The sequence below is a fragment of the Paenibacillus sp. E222 genome (assembly GCF_013401555.1).
Lineage (GTDB): Bacteria > Bacillota > Bacilli > Paenibacillales > Paenibacillaceae > Paenibacillus.
Genome location: NZ_CP058552.1, coordinates 3,833,441 through 3,857,629, shown reverse-complemented (window position 1 = coordinate 3,857,629; position 24,189 = coordinate 3,833,441). Strand labels below are relative to the sequence as shown.

The following is a 24,189-nucleotide window of genomic DNA, read 5'->3' as shown; positions in this document are numbered from 1 at the left end:
AATTTTCATTATTCAGACTGAATCTGTCCATGCTTGGTGATCAGCGTGGCTTTTCCACGGATTTTAATGGCGGAAGTATGATTGGTAAATTGGGCAAACATGACTTCTCCCTTATCCAGCTTCTCGGTATGGTGGAAACGGGTATCCTGACCTCGGGTTAAGCCGATCACCTGAACACCGTTCTCCTCCGCCTTAATTACGATATAATCACTGCCGGTTGGATGATCCATCACGCACATCCCCTCTCCTTGTTCAATAGCGTTAATGATGATTAAGATTGTTTCATTTGTCAACCAGCCCTTATGTGAATGGAGAGCAATAATCTGTTACTCCCAGGTCATACTACAAGTGATCCAGCCACAGAAAGGAGAGTCTCTATGAAATACATTCCCGCAGCACTGACAGACGAGCATATTCGCCAGTTAAAAGAAACCGAACAGCAACTGTCCTCAGCTGCTGGAGAAGAACTGATTCTGATTGCCTATGCGCAGCAACCGGATGAACCGGAGTCGCTAAACGACAGGAAGAACAATGATTAAAGACAAAAGAAAAGGCCGTGAACAAGTCACGGTCTTTTTGTCGACATATGGAATATGTAGAAATCTTATTTAATTCCGTCTTTGAGCGCTTTACCTGGTTTGAATGCAGGAATTTTGCTCGCAGGAATTTCGATTTCTTCACCTGTTTGCGGGTTGCGTCCTTTACGTGCAGAGCGCTCGCGAACTTCGAAGTTCCCAAAACCAACCAATTGTACTTTGTCTCCGCTTTGAAGAGCCTCAGAGATTGCTTCGAATACGGCATCAACCGCTTTCGTTACATCCTTTTTGGACAATTCTGTCGCTTCAGACACGTGTGTAATCAAGTCTGATTTGTTCATTTGTTTTTTCACCTCCTGAATCAATGTCCTGAATGTTATACTGTGTTTCCGTTTTATAGCGAAATATACGTTCATACACAAAAAATCTACGTACATCTTGAGCGTGATGAACACAAATCTCGGCCTGCGGTCAACAGTCATTTCCGGCAGAATGTCGCCTGAAACAAAGGTTGTTTCAGACGCCGAACAAATTTTATACTAATACAGACAGCACACAATTTCAAGTGCGGTTGCGGTTTAACACGTAAAATGTAACGGCCAGAGCAAGCACGAGTACCCCACCTTTTACAATATCATGCGTGAAATATTGAACATTCATCATCGTCAAACCGTTCACCAGTACACCAATTAGAACCGAGCCAATGAATGTTCCGATCACGTTTGGCTTACCTGCACCAAATACAGAGAATCCGACAAACACAGCGGCCACAGATTCCATTAACAACGGAGAACCGGCATCAATTTGCCCTGAACCTACTTTCGATGCATAGATAATACCGCCGATTGCAGCAAACACTCCAGCAGCTACATAAGCGAGTGTACGCACCTTTTTCACCTTAATACCGGATAGGCGTGCCGCTTCTTCATTTCCCCCAGTAACATACATCTGGCGCCCATACTTCGTATACGTCAAAAAGATATGCACACCGATAACCGCAATGAGCAGCAGGATGACCGAAATCGGCATTCCCAGCCATTTCCCTTGCCCCAGCTGCAGAAATGTAGGATCCATCTCTCCAGCAGCCTTGCTTCCGTCTGGAAACTGCATATGGTTATAGATCGTGTATCCTTGAGCATACGTTTTATGAATTCCACCGATAATGTACATTGTGGCAAGGGTAGCCAGCAGATCGGGAATACGAAGTTTCACAATGAGCAAGGAATTAAGCCAACCAATCACAGCCCCAATAATCAGTGGGACGATAATGACAACTGCCAGCGGCTGCTGATACCAAATCATTAATGAAGCGGTAACGACAGTTGTCAGCGAGACGGTTGCCCCCACTGAAAGATCAAATCCGTCTACAATGAGAGATAAGGTAACACCTATCGCCACAAATGTCACGATAGAGATTGAACCCAAAATATCGGTCAAGTTACTATACGTGAAGAAATAAGGCAATTTAATACCGAAAAATGCGATAACACCAATAATAACGATAATCGCGCCATAACGGAACGCAAAATCCAATGATTTATCCTTCATGCTTCCACCTCTTGTCCACCGCTTGCGTAGTATAGCAGCTGTTCTTGATTGGTCTCGCCCCGTTTGAATTCCTTTACAATGGTCCCTTCACACATGACTGCAATCCGATCACCTATGCCCAATCCTTCATCCAGTTCACACGTGAAATAGATAACAGCTTTACCCGCCAAAGCCAGTTCGTTAATGATGCGAAAAATGTCACTTTTGGCGCCGATATCCACACCTTTTGTTGGCTCATCAAAGATAAATACGTCTGCGTCGGCATTCAGCCATTTGCCAATGGCCACCTTTTGCTGATTTCCACCGCTTAAATACTTCACTTCCTGCCGCACTGAGGATGTTTTGATACCGAGCTGCTGCACTAAAGATTCCGCATTCTCACGCTCTCGCTTTCGACTTACAAAACCTAATCTACTAAGACGCCCAAGCAAAGGCAAGCTCAAATTCCGTTCCACGTTTTCCTCAATCAGAATCCCCTGTTTCCGCCGTTCCTCAGGCACAGAGACAATGCCCAGAGCCGCAGCATCAGCAGGTTGGGAAAGACGGAGCTCACGATTGTTAAGCCGAATCTCTCCACTCTCCAGCCGATCTGCACCAATCAACAAACGGGAACATTCCGTTTTCCCCGCACCTACAAGCCCTACCACAGCAAGCACTTCGCCTCGACGAACAGACAGGTCCACCCCCTTGACGCGGACTCCACGCCGAAGTCCTCTTGCTTCCAGCAGCACTTCACCTACCGGTGCTTCTGTCTTGGGGAACTCTTCCTCAAACGGTTTTCCGAGCATCTGCGTCACTAGATCATTGATCGTAAGCTCTTTTGCCTCACCCGTAAACACATGTTGTCCATCTCTCATAACGGTAACGCGGTCACAGTGACTCGTAACTTCAGGAAGACGGTGCGTAATGAAAATACATGCCACACCGCGTTCTTTCAATAAATGAACAATTCGGAAAAAAGCATCCGTTTCTTCCTGGCTTAGCGGTGCAGTTGGTTCATCAAAAATAATGACCTTGGCATCCTGAATCAGGATACGTGCGAGCAGAATCATCTGCTTCTCCGCGAGCGTCAGGTCGGCTACTTTTTTGTGAACGGATATAGCCGCTCCTAATTGCTGTAAAGCTTCAGCCGCACGCTGTTGCAGTTTCCGCGGACTTTTCCACCAACCTCCGCCAGGTGACGCCAATTGATCCAGCATAATGTTCTCGGCAGCTGTCAATTGGGGAACCAACGCAGCATCTACCTCTTGATACACACAGTGAATTCCACTCGCTTTGGCATCTCCCGGTGAATTTAGATGAAGCGTTTGCCCACTTAATTGGATGCTGCCCTGATCCAGTTGATAGGCACCAGACAGAATTTTCATCAATGTGCTCTTGCCGGCACCATTCGCACCAAGCAGCGCGTGTATTTCCCCACCTTTGACGGAGAACTCCACGTCTTTCAGTGCAGGAATGCCTGCAAACTGCTTGTGGATATGTTCCATTTGAAGCAGAATCGGTGCAGTACTCATGACGCCAACCTCCAATCGCTCCCCTCCGGGAGTATCACATTCTCATGTAGTTTTTTCATCATGGTAGGAAAAAGCGCGCCTTGTGGCGCGCCCCCGTTACGCTGTTTTATTTAGCAGTAACTCCGTATTCCGACATCCAATCCTTGATTCCCTGTGTACTTCCTCCCCAGCCCTCCACATACTCGGACAGCTCTGAAGTGGAGATTTGTTTGTCTGGCAGCGCATCACGCTGTACATAAACCGGGTTGAGAACCACTTGATCCTCAGTCTCATCCCCATTCAGCTTCTGGTATGCATAACGAACCTGAACACGTCCAATGTCGGTTGGATCAACCGCTGCGGAAGCTACCCAAGGGTTTTTCGGATCCTGGATCATCTGCAAATCTTCATCACTCATGTCGATACCATATACCTTGATCTCGTCACGTCCTGCTTGCTGAATGGCACGCGCCGCACCTTTAGCGAACTCATCCCATGCAGTCCATACCGCCGTGATTTCACCTTTTGGATATTGTTTCAGAATCGCTTCCATTTTAGCTTGTGTATCCAGCGCCGGGTTCTGTGCTGAACCAAACGTTGCTATCTCCTTGATGTCCGGGTTCTCTTTCAGGAACTTGCCATAAGCAATCTGACGACGTTCCATTGGTGCAAAGCCGGCTACCCATACTTTTACGATATTGCCTTGTCCGTTAATATCTTTTTTCATTTGCTCGAGCGTAAGCTCAGCCATCTTCTGATCATCCTGGGACAACACTGTTGCTCCCGGAACGTTAATATCTGCATCGAAAACAACAACCGGGATATTTTGTTCTACTGCCTTTTTCACGCCCGGCGTCAGCAAGGAATCCCCATGATCCGTTAGAATGGCATCGAATTTCTGGTTAATTGCGCTATCGAGCAACGAAACCATTTTGGCTTTATCATTATCGGCGACAAACGTAGTCAGTTGTCCACCAAATTTTTCGATTTCTTCTTTAACCCCTTGCACGTATTGTTGTGAGAACGTACCTGTGTTAAATTCCATAATCAGTGCAATTCGTTTTCCGCTGAGTGGACCTGTTACTGCTTCGGTTTGAGGCTTGTCCTCCGTTGCGCCGGAAGCTGTAGTTGAAGCAGGTTCTTTTTTAATTCCGCAAGCGGACAGCGCCAATGTAAATACAAGCAGCACACTCAACCATACCCATTTTGAATTTTTCCCTCTCATCTCTTTCTCCCCCTGTTCACACTCTCTGTGATCTCGATCACAATAGTTGAATATTAATATAACGGCTAATCCCTAGTATGTAAATGGGTTTTAGTAATTTAAAGCTAAAACTCGCTAAGTTTTTATTCGAAACTAAAGTATCTTATCCAGTTCATCCAGAATCATGAAAATAAAACAAGAAAAAGACCGCGAGGTTTACCCCTACGGCCTTTTGGACTTACAGAATGATGGCGATTAATCCACCTGAACCTTCGTTAATGATACGTCCCAATGTCTCTTGCAATTTGTATCGTGCGTTATCTGGCATCATCGCAATTTTACCCTGAATGCCTTCTCTCACGATGGAATGCAGCGAACGACCGAACATATCTGAATCCCATACCTTGATCGGATCGTTCTCGAAGTCCTGCATCAAGTACCTCACCAGTTCCTCACTCTGTTTTTCCGTTCCGATAATCGGTGCAAACTCCGATTCCACATCGACCCGGATCATATGAATGGATGGTGCAGTTGCTTTCAGGCGGACGCCGAATTTGGTACCCTGGCGGATGAGTTCTGGCTCATCCAGTGCCATCTCAGCGAGGGATGGCGCTGCGATACCGTAGCCGGTCGTTTTGACCATCTCCAGCGCCTCAGCGAAGCGATCGTACTCCCTCTTCGCATGGGAGAATTCCTGCATCAATTGCAGCAGATGATCCTTGCCTCGAATTTCAATACCAACAACTTCCACGAGGATCTGATCGTATAATTCATCCGGTGCATACAGATCGATTTCTGCCACACCCTGCCCCATGTTCATGCCGCTCAGTCCGGCTCGATCGATGAATTCATATTCCATGAACTGAGCAACAACCCGATCCACGTCACGCAGCCTGCGGATATCCTTAACCGTGTCGCGAACGGAATTTTCGTAGTTGCTGCGCAGCCAGTGGTTTTCATTCAGTACCATCACCCAGCTCGGCAGATTCACGTTCACTTCATGCACAGGGAACTCATACAATACTTCGCGAAGCACACCTGTTACATCATCTTCGGTCATTGTAGCTGCACTGAGTGTCATAACCGGAATGTCATACTTGGCAGCAAGCTCACTGCGCAACTGCAGCGCTTCTTCACTGCGAGGGCGAGTGGAGTTGATGACCAGCACAAACGGTTTGCCCACTTCCTTCAGTTCGGCAATGACACGTTCCTCTGATTCCACATATGAACTCCGGGCAATCTCAGCGATCGTGCCATCTGTTGTGACCACCACACCCAGTGTGGAATGCTCCTGAATGACTTTGCGTGTGCCAATTTCGGCTGCTTCCTGAAAAGGAATCGGTTCTTCGAACCAAGGCGTGGAGATCATGCGTGGTCCATTCTCATCCTCGTATCCCTTGGCTCCTTCCACCGCGTAACCTACACAATCCACAAGGCGCACATTGACATCAAGTCCCTCAGCGACCTTGATTTGAACCGCGTTATTCGGTACGAATTTTGGCTCCGTAGTCATGATTGTTTTGCCAGCTGCGCTCTGTGGCAATTCATCAACTGCCCGCCCGCGGTCTGCCTCGTTTGTGATGTTTGGCAAGACAATCGTTTCCATGAAACGTTTGATAAATGTTGATTTACCTGTCCGGACTGCGCCGACAACCCCGAGATAGATATCCCCTCCGGTCCGCTCGGCAATGTCCTTAAAAATGTCCACTTTCTCCAATGAAATCCCCTCCCTAAATTACTCCGAAGGAAAAATGCTAAAGAGCATCCGCTTCGTTTTTTCAATCAGAAGACTGAAATCCCTGCAACGGTAGAGCCGCCTTTGTGAGTGCCCGGAAGTCGTCCGCCGCCGAACGTTGCATTCTGATGAAACCGGCGAAAGCGGCGTTAACTCGTACATGCAATTGGACTAGTATCATCTTATGTATCCGTATGCAGCATTATGACGCGTATTTTTTGTTTTTTTCTCAAGGTAGTTGCCTTAAGAGAATCGCCCCGCTCTCGGACTGCGCGTCTTTATTTCAATCTACTTTATGAGCGTGCCGAAGCTTTTATGCCGGATCATTGATTTGGGTTTCGTGGTACCGTTCAAGCCGTACAGGAGGTATAATGTGAGAGTAAGGCATTTTTTAGCAGAGAAGAGCAGAGATAACGAGCTGAGAAAGGTGAGATGAGCGTGGCACAGATTAAAGTATATGGACTAGGTGAGCATCTGAACCCATTGAAAGAACAGCTTTCACAAGTCATACACTCGGTTATGATGGACGTTGTGGGATTACCAGAGAACAAGAAGTTTCAACGCTACTTTCCCATGAGCACGGATGATTTTCTTTTTCCCTCTGATCGTTCAGCAGGGTACACCATTATTGAAATCAGCATGTTCGAAGGCCGCACAGATCAAGTCAAGAAAGAACTCATTCAGCAATTATTCACACGAATAGATGAACAGTTGAAATTGTCGCCTAATGATGTGGAGATTACCCTTTTTGAAACACCGCGCAGTCATTGGGGTATTCGGGGATTACCCGGCGATGAACTTGACTTGAGTTATAAAGTCGAGGTCTAAACAAAGTAATCGAAATATAGCTTGTGGGCCATATGATGGGAACTATATGATATGAACTATAAACCAGCATATAAGAAAGAGATATTCCGTGATGCGGAATATCTCTTTTTTTACTTTAAGGTCAATTCATTGGATTATGTGCATTCGAATCGAATTAACGCTCATGATTACTTTCTTGCAACTGGGGTATTATTCTGCCAGGTGTAGGCAACCGATTTTACAGGGACAAAATAAGAATGCTCCAGCAAGAAATCACGCATATCTTCCACTTTCGATGGAGGATTCTCTGACTTCTCTACAGCCTGCATAATGTCAAAAGCATAATCCACATACACATTGCCCTCATCATCCATCATGAAAGGCAGCTCCTGACCCGAATATACACTATTCAGTGTAACCGCTGGGGCACCCGCCTGTGCGGCTTGCTCCATATCTACAGCGTACAGACCCGGGTACAGTTCTTCCCCACTTGGCAGTTGATTGTTATGTACGGACTTGTACTGATTGACCATTCGTTGAACATCATTTACTTTCTGTACCGTTTGAAGATCCATGACTTTGACAGTCGGGTTCACTTCTTCATCCTGAATGAGAAAGTAAGCGCTCCCACCACTCTCAAACGCAGTGCCCGGTATTTCATCCAGATACCCCTGCTGTTTCAGCTTGGACAGATCAACTCTGAATTTTTCATATTTCGGTGTTTCCATATCTGCATTGACCATGGGCAAAATCCCTTGATCCTGTTGGAATGCTTCTACCGCAGTTTGAATACGGCTTACGCTTTCCCTATAAGCTATTTTGGGATCGGGATTACTCTGGGATTGATACATACACCCCGTTGCAGTGATAGAAAACAACAGGAATAAGAGCAGACAGGACATCTTCTGCAAATGACGCCTCTGCCCTCTTGGTTTCACGTTCTTCGTCATATTCACGTTCATCCGTATCCTCCTTGAATCGTTCCACTCAGGTATTCTTAGAACCAATCGTCCTCTTCCTGCTGCTGACGCTCCAATTGTTTACGAATCGCTGCCTTCAGCGGGTCCTCCGGAACATGAACTGTCACCGATCCCCGAACCTTCGCCTGACATGACAGCCGAGTGCCTGCATCCAGCAGTGAACCTAGCTTACGCCTCTCCGCATCTGTTGGAGGATGCAGTGCTGCAAGATGTTCCGAATCTACTTTCACCTTACACATCAGGCAGGCTGCCTTTCCATCACATCGCGTTGCTATTTTCACCCCTGCACGGCGTGCAGCATTTAATAGCGTTACCCCTGGCTTTAGCCGAATCGTTTTATTTTGCGGTAAAAATGTAATATTGTAATCCATCATTCTTCCTCCCAACCTACTGAGGCCATTCGAAGCCAACAAGCTCTTCCACTTCTGCTCTAAATCGGCTTGTCCATATATTTTGCTTCCCCAATAAAGTCATTAGAGGTTGATGTAATTCGGGCATCTGCCGAATCTGTCTTGCAATGGGTTCGTAACGATCGGCACGGCCTCTCATTAGATTGAATAACAGCTCATGAGCAAGTGGCATTAGACGCAATGTGTAAGAACCCACTTTGGCTTCAGGTGCATACTTGGCCAATACATGCTCAATTTCAATGCGGTACCAGCTTTTACGTGACCATACTTCGAAACCACCAACCAGTTCCAACGAACAAGTCCCTACCTGATAATGACTGAGCAGCGAGGCATAAGGTCCCGTCTTATCTACGACAGGCTCGTCCAGCACCATTCCAGGCGCAGATTTATGAAGCAACTTCGCGGCGGTGATATCAGCGTAAACATCAATATCTCTGGGAGCCTGCTGTAATTCCACCTGTTGGAGCAACAACCCACAGCTTCCCCCAAGCAGCCACGTATAAGGCTCTGCATCCCAAGCTTTCGCCGTTTCCAGCAAAGCCGCGTGTAATTCCGGATAGCGCTCTGTCCGATCCTCCGTTTCATGCGGCCTCATCCGCTCACTTCCCTTCATCCGTTTTCGTTGTGTCAGTTCTTATGATGTGTTTATGCGGATGTTATCTCTCAGGTGAGAAAGATCAGGTCAGAGAAGCTATTCCGCCGAAAAAGCCAATCAGCATAATGAGAAAAGCAATTAAAGAAAGAATCCCCCGTACAATGCCTTTCGTTTTGGATCGAGCAAACGTAATCAGGAATACAGATAGTCCCATAATGAGGATTGCGACCAATGATAGCCACATCTTGTCCATCGCGTTCATAATCCAGAGTTCTCCCCTTCAGTCCGTTATTCATCACTGACACTGTGACAATTGCAACTATTATAACACGAAACATTGCTCAGCTTTCCAAAAAAAAGACAAAAAGCAAGCCGGCAGATGCCGACTTGTCTTTTTGTCTTGCTCGATCGCCTGCACGCAGGCGCGATCTATTATTTTTTCATCATCATTTTCATTAATGATTCCATACTGTTTGGGTTTAATCCGCTTTTTTTGACGGCACTCACGATATCCTGAACTGTATCCTCAGATACCGGCACTTTTGCCATGGCGGATACTTGCTTGATCAGTTGGCGCAACTGAGCTTCATTCTGCATGGTGGACGGTTTTACTGTACTCGCCAATTTCTTGACGGCACCTTCCGTAATCGATTTCCCTGTTTTTTTGTTGATCGCTTTCAGCGCTTCCTTGGAAATGTTGTTAGCCATTCGTCTCCCCTCCTCCGGCAATACTCATGTGTATAATATGAGTGCACCGCAAAAAAGGTGAATAAGCTTCTCATTTCGGGAAAACTGCCTACGCTGCCATCAGGAATGCCACTGCTCCCAGGTTTCAAGCGTCATGACTTCCATTTCGGTCTTGGGATCACGTCCCATCAAAGCTTCAACAGCATCCCGCGGCTGTCTCTCCTGAAAAAGAACGTGATAAAGCTGATCTGCAATCGGCATTTGCACACCATATTTCTGAGAAATAAAGTGGGCGGCCTGTGTGGTCCGAATACCTTCCACAACCATGCCCATGGAATTCAAAACATCGTCCAGCTTCTGTCCTTTGCCCAGCAAGGAACCGGCTCTCCAGTTACGACTATGCTGACTAGTCGCGGTCACGACCAAATCGCCGATCCCTGCAAGTCCGGAGAACGTGAGCGGATTCGCTCCCATCTCCACACCGATGCGTGTGATCTCGGCCAGCCCACGTGTTAGCAACGCTGCTTTGGCATTGTCACCAAAGTTAAGCCCGTCTGACATCCCTGCTCCCAGCGCGATAATATTTTTGAACGCTCCCGCCAGTTCTACACCGATCATATCTCGATTTGTGTACACACGGAAATAAGCATTCATAAATAAACCTTGGGCTGCCTCGGCAGAAGCTTTATCCAGTGATGCCACAACAACCGTTGTTGGGCAACGCTTAACCACTTCTTCCGCATGGCTTGGACCAGAAAGTACAACGATACGTCCTTCTTCACATTCGAGTTCTTCCGAAATGACTGTGGACATGCGTTTCAGGCTTTCTGTCTCAAATCCCTTGGTTGCATGAATGATTAACATTTCCGGTTTGTAATAGGCCTTAAGCTGATGAGCTACCGAACGCATCGCCGATGAAGGAGCAACAATTAACACAGCAGAAGCCCCTTCAACTGCCGTCGCCATATCCGTGGTTGCCTGAATACGGGGTGACAGCTCTGCATCGGGAAGGAAGCGTTGGTTTGTATGTTTAGTATTGATCTCTGCGGCCTGGTCTTCACCACGTGTCCACATGATCACATCCAGTTGATTGGCAGCCAATACACTGGCAAGTGCAGTACCCCAACTGCCCGCAACCAGAACAGCAACTTTTTTAGACAACGCGTTTTCCCCCTCCAGGGCTTTTCGATCCCAATTTATTTTCCTGTCCTTTGGCGAGCTTCGCAATATTGGTACGATGTCTCCAGAACGCAAACAGACAAATAATCAGACTTCCCCAGAAGATACTCATCGAATATCCGGGTAACACAAGGATGCAGAGCGGTGTCAAAGCTACAAAAATAAGGGAACCCAATGAAACATATCGTGTCAATACGATGGACAGGATCGCAAATACCCCGGCGCATAGCGCAGGAATAAGTGCAAGAGTCACGAGTACACCAATCGCTGTCGCAATTCCTTTTCCTCCACGGAAACGGAAGTACAGCGGCCAGTTATGTCCTGCAATGGCAGCTATACCACTAAGTGCAGGAATCCAATCAGAACCATTGCTGAACCAAACACCAATCCAAACGGCCGCAATACCTTTGAGTACATCCAACAGCAGTACCAGAATTGCTGGTCCTTTACCCAATATCCGCAAAGTATTGGTAGCCCCTGCATTTCCGCTTCCGTGTTGACGGATATCGATCCCCCGTAGTGCTTTTGCAAGGAGGACACTAAAGCTGATTGAACCGAGCAGATAGCTCAATACAATCGCTGCGATTTGTAAAATCACAAACTTCTCCCCTAACCTTCGTCGGACTTCCTCCGAGTAAATATGCGAATTGGCGTCCCTTCAAAATCAAACGCTGCACGAATTTTATTCTCCAGGTAACGTTCATAAGAAAAGTGCATCAATTCCGGATCGTTCACAAAAATAACCATGGTCGGAGGTTTAACGGCAACCTGAGTCACATAGTTGATTCTCATTCTGCGTCCTTTATCTGTTGGTGGCGGATTAATGGCTACGGCATCAGACACTACATCGTTAAGCAGATGCGTCTGAACACGCATAGAGTGCTGCTGGGCCACACGTTGCACCACAGGCAACAATTTTTGTAAGCGTTGTTTTGTCTTAGCTGACAAAAATACAACCGGAGCGTAAGTCATAAACAGGAAATGATCCCGAATTTTTTTCTCAAACTCATTCATTGTTTTATCAGACTTCTCTACAACGTCCCATTTGTTCACAACAAACATGGAGGCTTTGCCTGCTTCAAATGCATAACCTGCAATATGCTTGTCCTGCTCAATAATGCCTTCTTCGCCATTAATAACAATCAGAACAACATCTGCACGCTCAATAGCACGCATCGCACGCATCACGCTGTATTTCTCCGTGGTTTCATAGACTTTACCACGTTTACGCATACCTGCTGTATCAATCAGCACATAGCGCTGGCCATCTTTTTCAAACGGTGTATCGATCGCGTCCCGCGTCGTTCCAGCAACATCACTGACAATAACACGCTCTTCCCCCAAAATGGCGTTCACCAATGAAGATTTACCCACGTTAGGACGTCCGATCAGAGCTACACGAATGACATCGTCATCGTAAGTCTCTTCCTCAAGTTCAGGCAATTTCTCTACGATGGCGTCGAGCAAATCACCTACACCTGTACCATGACTTCCCGATACTCCGATTGGATCACCAAATCCAAATCCATAAAACTCATAAATGAGCTCACTGCGCCCGATATTATCCACTTTGTTAACGGCTACAACGATAGGCTTGCCTGAGCGGTACAACATCTCTGCGACTTCTTCATCAGATTGCGTAATCCCTGCTTTTGCATCACACATGAATACAATAACATCCGCTTCTTCAATGGCGAGCTCTGCCTGCATCCGGATTGATTTTAAAATGACGTCCTCGCCGTCGATTTCGATACCACCTGTATCGATAATGCTAAATGGTTTACCGTTCCATTCGCCGATTCCGTAGATACGGTCACGGGTAATGCCCGGCTTGTCTTCCACAATGGCCAATCTGTCGCCGATGATCCGATTAAAAATGGTGGATTTGCCCACATTCGGTCGCCCGACAATTGCCACAACGGGTCTTGCCATACATTCCACTCCTCCTGTCCATACTTACGATACTCATCATAGCAAAAAACACCTGTCTTGGCTAACGTTTCATGCCGTTATACTCGCAATAACAACAATCGGCGAACCCGCTGGGGCTCGCCGATCTTGCTTTTATTGTTCAGCAAAATATGCAGTATATAACTAAGAACCATGCATTGTTAACTTATTTGAATTTGCTAAGTTTGTCACCGAAGCGCTCGCCGAGCGTGATGCTCAGACCTTGATTGCTCAAGGAAACGTTCGGGTTGTTGATTTCTTCACGTGGAGCGTTGTTTCTAGCAGGTCTTTCTGATTTTGGTGCTTGAGCAGGAGCTTCTTCAGTTTCCTTAATGCTCAGGCTTACACGTTGCTCAGAAGGATTCATATCCAAGATTTTAACTTGAACTTCTTGTCCTTCTTTCAACACTTCGTGCGGAGTGCCAATATGTTTGTGGGAGATTTGCGAGATATGCACAAGTCCCTCAACACCAGGAGCGATTTCAACGAAAGCACCGAAGTCAACCAGACGTTTTACAACACCTGTTACGATATCGCTAGAATTGAATTTGTCGCCAGCTGTTTCCCAAGGACCTGGTTGAACAGCTTTCATGCTCAGGCTGATTTTACCTTTTTCAGGATCAACTTTCAGCACTTTAACGTTTACTTTATCGCCTTCAGACAGAACGTCCGATGGTTTGTCAACGTGTGTCCAAGCCAGCTCGGATACGTGAACCAATCCGTCTACTCCGCCCACATCAACGAAAGCACCGAATTGAGTCAAGCGTTGTACTGTACCTTCGATAACTTGACCTTCTTGCAAACCAGCCATAACCGTAGCTTTGTTTGCTTCGAATTCTTGCTCAAGTACGTCTTTTTGGGAAAGGATCACTTTGTTGTTCTCACGGTCGATCTCTTTCACTTTAACACGCAATGTGCGTCCTTTGTAATCGCTGAAATCTTCAACGAAATGGCGCTCTACCATGGAAGCCGGGATAAATCCGCGTACGCCCACGTCTGCTACCAGACCGCCTTTAACAACGTCAGCTACAACAACTTCGAATACGTCTTGGTCTTCAAAATGCTTTTGCAATTGATCCCAAGCGTTTTCGCTGTCGATTGCACGTTTGGACAGAACGAGTTTTTCTTTCTCGTCGTCGATGCTAAGTACTTTAGCTTCAACTTCTTGTCCAACTTCAACTGCATCAGACGCGCTGTCTACGTGTAGGGAAGACAGTTCACGAATTGGAATTACACCGTCATATTTATATCCAATGCTCACATAGGCTTGGTTATCTTCCAATTTGACGATGGTTCCTTTTACGGTATCTCCTTTTTTCAAGGAAACGAATTGATCCAACTCATCTTGGGTTGCTTCTTGATTTTTCATTTCTTCCGACATGTCAAATACCCTCCTCAATTCAAAAACCCCATTATATTCAAACCTGCCTGTAGCAGAGTTCAAAACACTTTCAGAACTGAATGCCTAACTTAGCTTCCCTCAAAGAAATGGAAACATGCACTCAGTTGTCCGACGATGCCGTTATTTGCTCGGCACGCCTGTTTGCACCATTTCATTAATTTTGGACATAATCTTCTCCGTCGCTCTCTCCAGCGCATCGCCGGATGGATCTTCCTTGAACTCGTCCAAATTCACCGGTGCTCCATAAACCACTTTCATCTTACGAAAAACCTTGTAGTTACCGATAATAGCAGTAGGAATAACTGTAGCACCACTTCGGAGAGCGAAACTCGCTGCCCCTTTTTTGCCGATGCCTCCATCATTGTGTCGGCTTCCCGAAGGGAAAATACCAAGCACTTCACCGTCACGCAAAATGTTGAGTGAGGTCTTGATGGATTCCTTGCTGACGCCTCCACGTTTAACGGGAAAAGCGCCTACGGCTTTGATAATTCGGCCAAAGACCGGGATATCAAACAATTCGCTTTTGGCCATGAAGCGCACCTGACGACGAATCTTGATACCAACCGTTGGAGGATCAAAGTTACTGATATGATTAGAACATAAAAGTACGCCGCCTTCTTTCGGGATGTTCTCCCGTCCAACTGCCTCCAGGCGGAAAAGAATGGTGTAAATGATCCGCAGTAATGTGCTGCAAAATGTGTAAATCATAGACCGATCTCTCCTCTGACCATTGTGCAATAAGACACGATTTTGTCAACCACTTCATGGATGCTCATCTCTGTTGTGTCGAGCACAGTAGCGTCCTCAGCACAGCGAAGCGGGGATATTTCCCGACTTTCATCCAATTTGTCACGGGTGGCAATGTCTCGCTCAAGCTGCTGCAACGTCAGTCCTTCTGAGGGATCCAGTTCTTTGAAGCGGCGAAGTGCACGCTCTTCCACACTGGCAGTCATGAAGATTTTCACTTCCGCGTCGGGCAATACTGTCGTTCCGATATCGCGTCCATCCATGACGACGCCCTTGCGCAAAGCCATTTGCCGCTGTGTATCCACCAATTGCGTACGCAGCCCCTCGATTTGCGCATATCGGGACACGATTCCCGTCACTTCACGGGAGCGGATTTCCGAGGTAACATCTTCCCCATTACAGAACACTTTCTGTCCGTCGGGATCCGGTTGTAAATCAATGACCAGCTTTTGGGTTTCCTGAAGCACCTCTGGCACATCTTCCGGTGAAATACCTTTTCGAAGCATATGCAGGGTTACCGCACGGTACATTGCGCCAGAATCGACGTATATATACGCGAGCGCCTCTGCAACCAATCGGGCCACCGTGCTTTTCCCGGCACCGGCAGGTCCGTCAATTGCGACGTTCATCTTCCCGTTCTCTGATGTGTTCTGGCTTGCCAACGGGGCATTCCTCCTCAAACGATAAGCCTCAATAAAAAAACAGGCATTGCCTGCATCGTCAAAATTATACCACACTATACACATGGATGCAAAAACAGACAAATCAGTGATGTGATTGTTCGTGTACCGTTTGCATCTGAATTGGTGTTCCTTCCAGACGATCAATGGAGGTCATATTCTTTTTCATATCAGGCACAAGAAGTAATAACTGATAGATCACAAGCAGAACAAGAAGAGCTGTAATCAGCAGCAGAGCCCTTCTTTCCATTCGTTTGGATAAAACATAATACAGGCGCTCGTATCTGCGGGATGCATTGCGATTGTTCACAAGCTGAACCTCCGTTTTTTCCATTACAGTGCCCACTGCTGCACCTTTTTATCCCAGCCAATCCCCATTCTTTATTTCGTGCGATAATCCAATTGCCGTTCAAAGCAAAACTTGATGATCTTCTGTCGTTCCGAATCCGTAATCTGCACAAACTTTAACATGCATAGCTGTCTGCCCGTCTCCAGTGTTTTGATCCGAACCACTTCAGCTTCAAAATTCGCATGCTCAATCACTGCATTCCGATAAGGAATAAGCAACCAGCACTTGAGCTTCTGCCCTTCCGCAATAACAAAACCGGGTTCACCATAAATGGACAATCCCCCGCCGCCGATATCTTCAGTCAAGCCCACGGCTCGGGTTAGATCTTCGCTCTGGATGGCCATTTCAAGGTTTGCATGAACACGCAGAAAACTGCGACGCTGGATTTTGGTGATGTCGTCCGGCAATGGCTTGCGAATTCGTACTAGCCGAACTACATCTTCTTCAAATCCGGTCACATACGTGTTGAAATAATGACGAACCCCGTCTTCTGTAATATAGGAAATGGACAATTCCTCACCAAAAAACAACCGTTTCAACCGACTGCTTCCCTGTTGCATCGGAACTTCGATCAGGAAACTGTTGTCATCCACATCCGCTATGCGTGATTTATATTCTTTGCTTTCCTCTTTTTCATCTGCAGAGGCAATCTGGATGTATAAAACTTCATTTATTTTGGGAAACAAGCTGTTCACCGCCACCTTAGCTTTTTATCTTCGTATCGTATGTACAAGGACTATTATACCATGACCTTTCTCATAGTGGACAACAAAAAACAGACCACTACGTGGTCTGTTTCAGTAATTCATTTTCATTTATCATGATCCCGGCTCTTGATGTTATGTGGTCTCATTCACCGGTTTGATTTCCTCAACGGCTTCTTCCGTACCTGTATCGGCGTTGATGTAAATTTTATATTTTGCACCATTGATGCGTCCACCGAATTCGTAACACAGAACTTCTTTGCTGTAATCATTCTTAATGAGTGATTTGCGAGCGTAGCTCTCCTTGAATTCCGGATTCAGCTTTTTGCGGGCTTGTTCAACCGTGAGCGCTGCTTTTGGAATCTCCCGCTTCTTCTGATGCTCATATACAAAATCACTTGCCTGAAAGCCGGTAACATCCCCATTATCAAGGCCAACCCGAACAGACATTTTTTCTGGATAGATCAGGGTATCACCTTGTTTACGGACATAGGTCAGGTTACCGAGATTGCCAAATTCGTCATAATTGACTGCCTTCATATCTTTGTAACCCTTATTGGAAAGGAAATGATCTGCTTTTGCCATAGCTTCCTTACGTGTTACTTTCTTTGTTCCGATTGGCCGAGTGTCACTGTAAGAGATGAGCAGACCGCCATTACGCGTGAAGTCCATACTCAATTTGCTGTCTTTGGATTGATCAATCGTGGCTGTGTAAGATTCCCAGTCTGTACCTTTACCATTTTCCTGTACTTGAATCTTGCCGTGTTCAGCATTCGAAAACTTCGCAGCTTTAGTTTGGATCTGCTCTTTGGTCACAGGTAGACCATCCAGCTTTTTCACCGAACGTTTGGCATAAATGCTGGAGACTGAAGGGCCCCAATCAAGTTCAGGATATTCCTGTACCTTTTTGTTCACAGTCCGGAAACCATCCACGATGGTATTGTCCATCGTTTGCTCTTCCGTTGCCATAGCCGACTCGGCATCCATCCAGCGTAAACGGTCGGAAATGACTTTCTGCTGTACATCCTGCAAATTTTTGGTGATCTCGGATGAATTCGCATACAGTTTTTTCAAGTTACCCATTTCTTTCTCACTTAAAGGTTCATTGGTCAGATCACGCATGGACGCCTGATAAGCAAAGTTGGAGATGCGGGAGAGAAACTCCTCCGTTTCACTGAATGGCAACATCGTAAGCGGCAATTGGTTAATCTCATTCTGCGCTTCACTGGTAAGTCGCCATACATTCATCAGACCTTTGCGATGCATCCCTTGGGACGTAGCATGGACGGCCAGTGTATTCCCAATCTCCGAGTGCAATTTGTCCATATGAAAAGATAAATCGTGAAAGGCACGCTGATATTGATTCTCTGCCTTGATCAGAATTGCATTTTTCTCCTGGTTCTCTTGGTAACCCCATACGAGAGCACCGATTAACAGAACTGCAAATATCGGAAACATAACTGAACTTAAACGTTTATACATCGGTAGAGTCTCCTTTCTTCTAAGCCACTACCTCTATTGTGGATCGAAGAAAGACCTCTTATGCATGCGATTTCCAGTCTGTCCAATGACGGGCTTATCACGCATGATCCCAAACGGTCTGTTTAATTCAATTGCACCCAGCTTGTGCCGCCATCTTCCTCAATTTCGAACTGGTCCCGATTGTCACACAAACACTGTTTAAAACCGGTCTCAATTCTTCCTCTTTCCTTCTTGCCTCGCAGTGTAAAACGTTCTCCGCATTGTTTGCATCTGATTTTAATTTTGATTCTCATCACGCGTATCCCCGTTTCTATTTGTCTTTCCCCGGGAATTTTTATTTTATTGCAACAAAAAACACACCGGGGCATTAGGCGCAGGTTGCGCTCCATGTCCACCAGTGTGTCCGTATTTTTATAATTTAATCTCTTCCTCACGCTTCACAAAACGGAAAGGAGAACGATTGTTGGCCCTTGTAATTTTGCCCATCGCTCCGTACCATAATCCGGCCATCAACGGCGCAATGAACCACAACCAATGATTGACCATCGTATTCATAATGACATCGTAAAGGGCATGCCAGAAGAACGGCAAGACGAGTGAAAGCATAAGAAACCAACGTTTTTTCTTGCCATCCGAGAACTTGGCCCGCCCCATGTAATAACCCATAATTACTGCAAACATGGCGTGACCCGATACAGGAAGCAATGCACGAATGAACATGGCTGAGACGGAAGCATTCCCCGCAAAGGCATACAACACATTCTCAACCGTAGCAAATCCGAGTGAAACAGCTACAGAGTATAGAATCCCATCATAAGGCTCGTCAAATTCGGTGTGGTTATAGATGATATGGTATATCACAAACCATTTGACGAACTCTTCAACCCCACCCGAAATGAGGATGGCTTCAACATAAGGATTATCTCCAAGCCAGATCATCATGCCACGTTGAATAATCATCACAGGCAATACCATCAGAATCCCCATGAGGAAGACTCGAAATACCATGTGAAGAGGTTCAGAGTCATAACGGTCTTTCAGATAAAAGTATGTTAACAAGGCGAGACCCGGAGCTACTGCTGCCGCTAAAACCGAAAACAAAAGCACCGAAATTCCCTCCTCCAACTAAGACGCGATTACAACTAGAGCTTAATCCTGACGTTTGAAGTGGGTGCAGATAACCTCAACCGCTTGTTCAGGCATAACAACCTTTCCGTACTCTTCCATGACGGCAGGGGTAACGGAAGATCCTTCACCGAATTCAGCAAGCAAGGCAATCAATGCTGCATGTTTGGTGGAATCCAAGTCATCCGGTTCAAAATGCAAAAACCACTTGTCTTTATAGGAATAAAGTCTTCCGGCATCCGTTACGTGCTGATGCAACATATGTGCAGCCTCAATTAGCACTTCAAAATCTTTGAATGCGTAGACGATGGAATCGCTCTGCTCAAGTGTAACTTCCATCTCATATACTTCTTCAGGCAAATCATCCTCATTACCTGAACCATATTGTTGCGGATCATATTTCCCCCGGGTGACAATGACAACCATCCCTTGAGCGGGAAGTGCGAATACTTCGACAGCAAGTGGACCTGTAGCATCAAATCCAAGTTCGGAATAGGCCTGGTCCATCATTTCAGTGAACAGTTCATGAACTTTAGGTATTTCCTGCCACATATCTTCTTTTTGTATTCCGCGCTCGCTCAGATCGTCAAAGGTCAGGAAAATCCGTATCTTATCGTGACTTAATCGTTCTATTTTCATACAGGATCTCCCCTTTATAAGCAAGTCTTATAACAGATTATGAAGCACAAAACAATATGTGCTGAAAATAAATCTATGTAGTTATGTTATCATTTTATACCTGCAAATGCACGAAGTAAAATCGACAAAAAAAGAATCATTCCACATCAAAACAGGACTGTGGATGATTCTAATGGGAGGTTTGTGTTTATAAACCCGGTACTGTTGTGTTTGTTTGAGTTAAAATTTGCTCAACTTCATGTTTAACATCCGGATTGGAGCGAATAAAATCTTTGAGCATGTTCATGTTCTCTTCTTTTTCCTGCGGAGTGATCGGCTTAGCACTTTTTTTATGCGTGCTTTTGTGGGAATCTCCGCTCTGTTCGTTTGGTTTGGAGCTGAATCCGTCCATGCCCGGGAACGTCATCTCCATCATTTTGTGTTTGGCCTGATTCATCATGTTGCGGGATGAACCGGAAGACAGCATTGACATTTTACCTTTGGACAGCCAAGTGCTGGCTGCTACGCCAATTACAACACCCCAGAAAAAGGATGACGCCTTCATTACACCAACCTCCTTTTAATGTTAAAATCACAACTAGTGTTTGCGGGAGTGCGTCATCTCATTCCGCATAAATACAGGAAAGCGAGTTGAAATCATGATTAGACACACCACCGCCTTAATTATGATCGCATGCATGCTGTTGTCAGCTTGTAGTACAACGGAGGAAAAAACACCTGAATCCACGAACTCCAGCAATGATTCGGTTACTTCAACACAGGAGCAGCAGAACGAGCCAACTTCCGCTGGCACAGGTGAAACACCAACCACGGATTCCTCGTCCTCAACGGACTCCAATTCGGATCAAGAATCACCAAGTGATGACGAAACATCTCCGACAGAAAAAGAAGGAACTGATATTACTTCAGGATCACAAGCAACCGAAGATAATATCGAAAAAACGTATCACATGAACGCCAATTACTACATCAAACCCAACGATAAAACGAGCGAAAGCAAGGTTGTATTATTGACATTTGATGATGGGCCCAAAGAAGAAAAAATGATTAATGGATTAATCGATACCTTGGATAACCATGACGCGAAAGCGATTTTTTTTGTTAACGGCTACCGCGTGAAAAGTCATCCCGAGTTGCTCAAGATCATTCATGAACGTGGTCAAGTTGTAGGAAATCATGCGTGGGATCATGAGGATCTGAAAAAAATGTCCACCACAGCAGCCGCCAAACAGGTAAACGATGTGCAAAAGATTGTGAAAGAAACGATTGGTGTGGAACCTCAGTTTTTCCGCCCGCCGTTCGGTTCTGGAAATGATGCACTAAAGGCCACAGTCAAGAAGAACGGCATGTTATACATGACATGGTCCAATGGTTCACTGGATTGGGATAAGAGCACCAAAAACAAACCGGAGAAAGTGATCCAGAATGTGCTCGATCAATTAAATCCAGGCAGTAATATTTTGATGCATGAGTTGCCATGGACGGTTGAAGCGTTGGATGAGTTGTTAACCAAACTTGAACAGAAAGGCTACTCTTTTGTCGATCCTCGCTCCATTGAACTGGAAGCACGCTGAGCATCGATTATTTGCCCAACATTCTGCTTACTATCAATCATTGATGAGTTGGAATTGACATGAAGGAACTTACAAATTTATAACAAACAGCCTTGGTCCTAAGCGGATCAAGGCTGTTTGTTTGAGAGCACTCGCAAAGTAATCATATGCATTTCTGCGGGACAACAAAGTCTGAACGGCAAATGATTTGTTCCGTATCCTCTGCTTACCAGCATTTTGCCTGCTTGCTCGGTATCATTATCATCCTTTTTCAAAGAGAACCATCCGCTAGACACGGAGCGATACGCTTTGTTAAGAAAGACAGGGCCGAAGCCTGGAATTACCAATTGTCCTCCATGTGTGTGACCACTCAATATCAGATCAACAGGAGCATTCAAATGAAGAGCCTCTAAGGGATCATGGACGATGGCAATCTTGCAATCTTTGGTGTCCAATTCTGCAAGCAGCGAATCCCCTCGCCGTGAACGATAATCAATTCCGACCAGGCATAATTTACTTTCTCCTTTACGAAGATAAGCGGTAGAATCCTGTAAAAGATGAACGCCCGTATCTCGAAATATACGTTCAAGATGCACAGTTCCTGCTCTTTTATCATGGTTTCCATACACTGTAAAGGCAGGTGCGATATAAGATAACAAGCTCATATTATGTCTGACGATGGGCCATGAAATTCCTTTTTCCGCCACATCTCCCCCAATGATAACCCAGTCCACCTGATTCCGAAGATGTTCCAGGTCATTCTTTTTCAGCATGCGTTTATGGATATCAGATACATACAGGATTTTGCTGCCATCAAAAGAAGAGGGCAAATTCGGAACTTCAACCTCTTCTGAAACAATGTGATGAAGGTGCGCCTCACGCCACATATGAACCAGCAAGGCAAACACGGCCAAAATAACGGCAACGATCCACGCCAGTATTACCATGGCCATGGAAGGAAAGTATCCAATGAAGGTGCTCCTTTTATCCCCCACCAAACCAGACTGATTGTAAGCAAAACAAATATTAATATGAGCGAGTTAACAAATCGTTTACTGAGACGTAAACGGCGAGATGGATGAAGCTCAGTCCGCGTAGGAAGTGTACCCGCTTCGGAAACGACTTCATCTGATGGCTTTTGTACTTTATTGGCACGTGCTGGAGCCCGCCGGGGAAGTACCGGACTTTCCAGCGATGATGCATAAGACTTGCGTTGTGATCTTGGTATGGAGACCGAGGTAATTGGTGTGAGTCCTCCCACCTCTGAGGCAGCAGCTGATTCAACAACCAAATTTACCTGAGAAGCTTCAGGACGCTCAGATGTCTCTGTTTTATCCGAGTGACGATGGCGCTGACTGCCGTAAGTCTTCATTCTACTTAATTGCTGATTCATGATCCCCTCCGAAAACGTATCGCTAATCCAGACACCAAATCAATAATAAAATGACATAATATAGGCGCCCATAATGTGCCGGATTGCATATAAATCCAACCCAATCCATAGCTCGAAACAAATACCCAACCAGTCGGAATCCAGTGCCGCAAATAGCGTATATGGATGACCGCAAATAAAATACTTGTCCAGTAAGGACCTAACGCATGTTGTATGGCTCCACGAAATAACAATTCCTCACAAACAGCAACGATGGCCGCTATGCATACAATGTGCCAGATTGGACGCTTGCGAAACAGCATCTCATTAATTCCCCCATCGTCCATGCTCTCTTGAGGAATAACATAAGAAAGAATCAAGTCCATAACAAGCATAATGCCAGCAAGACCAAGCCCCCACCATATAAACTGGTAACTGTCTGGCAACGCAAGTACATCAAAAAGATTTCTCTTCTGCAATAAAATCCATACAACCCCAATGATCAAAGTTAACCCTTGTGTAAAGTATAGATTGATCAGAAGCAAACGCTCGGTGAGTTGCTGTGGTTCAGCCTTCTGAATCTTGAACTTGGGAAACTTTAATTTTTTCATCGCCTGTGTCTGTCCTCTTGACTTATATTTGATGGATAACAAATTCGTTGTCCAATCGGATAGTATACTAAATGATAGCCAAAAAACCAAATAGGTTCAAGGCCTGCCCCAAGTCCCGGTTTTTAAGCGAAGCGATATCTATTGAATTAGTTCATTAATGTGTTAAAATCCGATTCACAAAACAGCTTGTAATCGAGCTATTTTGAACGATCAAGGAAGTCAATTCTTTACATCTATGCGCCTTCTCCTCCACTGAAGAAAATCTTATTAGTAAATCGAATTAAAACATTTAAGCCTATTGACATGCTCATGTAAGCCATGATACATTATGAAAAAATTAGTCACGTTAAACACGATGATGGAAAAAAGATGTTGCTTTGTCTTACAGAGAGCCGATGGAT

General features: G+C 45.6%; 30 protein-coding genes and 1 other annotated feature (1 of these 31 running past the window's edge). Of the genes, 3 read left to right on the top strand and 27 right to left on the bottom strand.

Annotation, left to right across the window (positions count from 1 at the left end; all coding sequences use genetic code 11):
* Positions 1-8: 8 nt before the first annotated feature.
* Positions 9-230 (bottom strand): trp RNA-binding attenuation protein MtrB, encoded by a 222-nt coding sequence (mtrB, locus tag HW560_RS17415; RefSeq protein WP_024630669.1) that lies wholly within the window; start codon positions 228-230, stop codon positions 9-11.
* Between the two features lie 147 nt (positions 231-377).
* Between mtrB and HW560_RS17410 the strand changes: the two genes are divergently transcribed.
* A complete protein-coding gene (locus tag HW560_RS17410; RefSeq protein ID WP_177185752.1) occupies positions 378-539 on the top strand; it encodes a hypothetical protein in 162 nt (53 codons plus the stop codon).
* Between the two features lie 65 nt (positions 540-604).
* Here the strand turns inward: HW560_RS17410 and HW560_RS17405 are convergent, their stop codons facing one another.
* The 5 genes from HW560_RS17405 to spoIVA all read right to left on the bottom strand — a co-directional run bounded on the left by HW560_RS17405 (position 605) and on the right by spoIVA (position 6,498).
* Positions 605-877 carry an HU family DNA-binding protein gene (locus HW560_RS17405; protein WP_024630670.1) on the bottom strand — a complete coding sequence of 91 codons (273 nt, stop codon included), beginning with the start codon at positions 875-877 and terminating at the stop codon, positions 605-607.
* A 220-nt stretch (positions 878-1,097) separates the two neighbouring features.
* A complete protein-coding gene (locus HW560_RS17400) occupies positions 1,098-2,084 on the bottom strand; it encodes an ABC transporter permease (RefSeq protein WP_063566763.1) in 987 nt (328 codons plus the stop codon).
* Positions 2,081-3,598 (bottom strand): sugar ABC transporter ATP-binding protein, encoded by a 1,518-nt coding sequence (locus HW560_RS17395; RefSeq protein ID WP_179264046.1) that lies wholly within the window; start codon positions 3,596-3,598, stop codon positions 2,081-2,083. Before HW560_RS17395 ends, HW560_RS17400 begins: the two co-directional genes overlap by 4 nt.
* 106 nt (positions 3,599-3,704) lie before the next feature.
* A complete protein-coding gene (locus HW560_RS17390) occupies positions 3,705-4,802 on the bottom strand; it encodes a sugar ABC transporter substrate-binding protein (RefSeq protein ID WP_090900609.1) in 1,098 nt (365 codons plus the stop codon).
* A gap of 217 nt (positions 4,803-5,019) precedes the next feature.
* Positions 5,020-6,498, bottom strand: coding sequence for a stage IV sporulation protein A (gene spoIVA / locus HW560_RS17385; protein ID WP_076288931.1), 1,479 nt, complete (start codon positions 6,496-6,498; stop codon positions 5,020-5,022).
* A 456-nt stretch (positions 6,499-6,954) separates the two neighbouring features.
* Between spoIVA and HW560_RS17380 the strand changes: the two genes are divergently transcribed.
* Entirely contained in the window at positions 6,955-7,344 is a 390-nt protein-coding gene (locus HW560_RS17380; RefSeq protein ID WP_090900612.1) for a tautomerase family protein, read from the top strand.
* 167 nt (positions 7,345-7,511) lie between these two features.
* Here HW560_RS17380 and HW560_RS17375 read toward each other — a convergent pair whose 3' ends face one another.
* The 18 genes from HW560_RS17375 to HW560_RS17290 form a co-directional block, all read right to left on the bottom strand.
* Positions 7,512-8,285 (bottom strand): hypothetical protein, encoded by a 774-nt coding sequence (locus HW560_RS17375; protein ID WP_256222167.1) that lies wholly within the window; start codon positions 8,283-8,285, stop codon positions 7,512-7,514.
* Between the two features lie 35 nt (positions 8,286-8,320).
* The gene (locus HW560_RS17370; protein WP_090900615.1) at positions 8,321-8,674 is read right to left on the bottom strand and encodes a 2Fe-2S iron-sulfur cluster-binding protein; all 354 of its coding nucleotides are present in this window, start codon (positions 8,672-8,674) and stop codon (positions 8,321-8,323) included.
* A gap of 16 nt (positions 8,675-8,690) precedes the next feature.
* Positions 8,691-9,308, bottom strand: a complete 618-nt coding sequence (locus HW560_RS17365; protein ID WP_090900618.1) for a hypothetical protein — start codon at positions 9,306-9,308, stop codon at positions 8,691-8,693.
* Positions 9,309-9,390: 82 nt separating this feature from the next.
* Positions 9,391-9,570 carry a DUF2768 family protein gene (locus HW560_RS17360; protein WP_053780676.1) on the bottom strand — a complete coding sequence of 60 codons (180 nt, stop codon included), beginning with the start codon at positions 9,568-9,570 and terminating at the stop codon, positions 9,391-9,393.
* A gap of 170 nt (positions 9,571-9,740) precedes the next feature.
* Positions 9,741-10,016, bottom strand: coding sequence for a stage VI sporulation protein F (locus HW560_RS17355; protein ID WP_024630680.1), 276 nt, complete (start codon positions 10,014-10,016; stop codon positions 9,741-9,743).
* A 99-nt stretch (positions 10,017-10,115) separates the two neighbouring features.
* Positions 10,116-11,156 carry an NAD(P)H-dependent glycerol-3-phosphate dehydrogenase gene (locus tag HW560_RS17350; RefSeq protein WP_090900621.1) on the bottom strand — a complete coding sequence of 347 codons (1,041 nt, stop codon included), beginning with the start codon at positions 11,154-11,156 and terminating at the stop codon, positions 10,116-10,118.
* The gene (plsY, locus tag HW560_RS17345) at positions 11,149-11,772 is read right to left on the bottom strand and encodes a glycerol-3-phosphate 1-O-acyltransferase PlsY (RefSeq protein ID WP_090900624.1); all 624 of its coding nucleotides are present in this window, start codon (positions 11,770-11,772) and stop codon (positions 11,149-11,151) included. Before plsY ends, HW560_RS17350 begins: the two co-directional genes overlap by 8 nt.
* Before the next feature lie 11 nt (positions 11,773-11,783).
* On the bottom strand, positions 11,784-13,106 hold the full coding sequence (gene der, locus HW560_RS17340) for a ribosome biogenesis GTPase Der (RefSeq protein ID WP_024630683.1): 1,323 nt from the start codon (positions 13,104-13,106) through the stop codon (positions 11,784-11,786).
* 184 nt (positions 13,107-13,290) lie between these two features.
* Positions 13,291-14,505, bottom strand: coding sequence for a 30S ribosomal protein S1 (gene rpsA, locus HW560_RS17335; RefSeq protein WP_076288924.1), 1,215 nt, complete (start codon positions 14,503-14,505; stop codon positions 13,291-13,293).
* 141 nt (positions 14,506-14,646) lie between these two features.
* The gene (locus HW560_RS17330; protein ID WP_090900627.1) at positions 14,647-15,234 is read right to left on the bottom strand and encodes a lysophospholipid acyltransferase family protein; all 588 of its coding nucleotides are present in this window, start codon (positions 15,232-15,234) and stop codon (positions 14,647-14,649) included.
* Entirely contained in the window at positions 15,231-15,935 is a 705-nt protein-coding gene (gene cmk / locus HW560_RS17325) for a (d)CMP kinase (protein WP_090900630.1), read from the bottom strand. Before cmk ends, HW560_RS17330 begins: the two co-directional genes overlap by 4 nt.
* A 103-nt stretch (positions 15,936-16,038) precedes the next feature.
* Positions 16,039-16,263: a hypothetical protein gene (locus HW560_RS17320; RefSeq protein ID WP_143067039.1), complete on the bottom strand. Its 225-nt coding sequence runs from the start codon at positions 16,261-16,263 to the stop codon at positions 16,039-16,041.
* Between the two features lie 71 nt (positions 16,264-16,334).
* Positions 16,335-16,988 carry a flagellar brake protein gene (locus HW560_RS17315; RefSeq protein ID WP_090900636.1) on the bottom strand — a complete coding sequence of 218 codons (654 nt, stop codon included), beginning with the start codon at positions 16,986-16,988 and terminating at the stop codon, positions 16,335-16,337.
* 153 nt (positions 16,989-17,141) lie between these two features.
* Positions 17,142-18,488 (bottom strand): germination protein YpeB, encoded by a 1,347-nt coding sequence (gene ypeB, locus HW560_RS17310; protein ID WP_090900639.1) that lies wholly within the window; start codon positions 18,486-18,488, stop codon positions 17,142-17,144.
* A gap of 122 nt (positions 18,489-18,610) precedes the next feature.
* Complete coding sequence (locus HW560_RS17305) at positions 18,611-18,781, bottom strand: hypothetical protein (protein ID WP_167434663.1); 171 nt, start codon at positions 18,779-18,781, stop codon at positions 18,611-18,613.
* A gap of 118 nt (positions 18,782-18,899) precedes the next feature.
* Positions 18,900-19,595: a glutamic-type intramembrane protease PrsW gene (prsW, locus tag HW560_RS17300; RefSeq protein WP_076288920.1), complete on the bottom strand. Its 696-nt coding sequence runs from the start codon at positions 19,593-19,595 to the stop codon at positions 18,900-18,902.
* Between the two features lie 42 nt (positions 19,596-19,637).
* Positions 19,638-20,252, bottom strand: coding sequence for a genetic competence negative regulator (locus tag HW560_RS17295; protein WP_090900642.1), 615 nt, complete (start codon positions 20,250-20,252; stop codon positions 19,638-19,640).
* A gap of 187 nt (positions 20,253-20,439) precedes the next feature.
* Positions 20,440-20,796, bottom strand: coding sequence for a hypothetical protein (locus tag HW560_RS17290; RefSeq protein WP_090900645.1), 357 nt, complete (start codon positions 20,794-20,796; stop codon positions 20,440-20,442).
* Positions 20,797-20,890: 94 nt separating this feature from the next.
* Between HW560_RS17290 and HW560_RS17285 the strand changes: the two genes are divergently transcribed.
* Complete coding sequence (locus HW560_RS17285) at positions 20,891-21,826, top strand: polysaccharide deacetylase family protein (RefSeq protein WP_179264044.1); 936 nt, start codon at positions 20,891-20,893, stop codon at positions 21,824-21,826.
* 107 nt (positions 21,827-21,933) lie between these two features.
* Here HW560_RS17285 and HW560_RS17280 read toward each other — a convergent pair whose 3' ends face one another.
* The 3 genes from HW560_RS17280 to HW560_RS17270 are packed head-to-tail and all read right to left on the bottom strand — an operon-like array spanning position 21,934 to position 23,788.
* Positions 21,934-22,758 (bottom strand): metallophosphoesterase, encoded by an 825-nt coding sequence (locus HW560_RS17280; protein WP_090900651.1) that lies wholly within the window; start codon positions 22,756-22,758, stop codon positions 21,934-21,936.
* Complete coding sequence (locus HW560_RS17275) at positions 22,746-23,198, bottom strand: hypothetical protein (RefSeq protein WP_179264042.1); 453 nt, start codon at positions 23,196-23,198, stop codon at positions 22,746-22,748. Before HW560_RS17275 ends, HW560_RS17280 begins: the two co-directional genes overlap by 13 nt.
* Positions 23,195-23,788, bottom strand: a complete 594-nt coding sequence (locus tag HW560_RS17270; RefSeq protein WP_090900657.1) for a CPBP family intramembrane glutamic endopeptidase — start codon at positions 23,786-23,788, stop codon at positions 23,195-23,197. The genes HW560_RS17275 and HW560_RS17270 overlap by 4 nt, the downstream gene beginning before the upstream one ends.
* A gap of 346 nt (positions 23,789-24,134) precedes the next feature.
* Positions 24,135-24,189 (top strand) — a binding site (T-box leader); it runs 176 nt beyond the window's last position.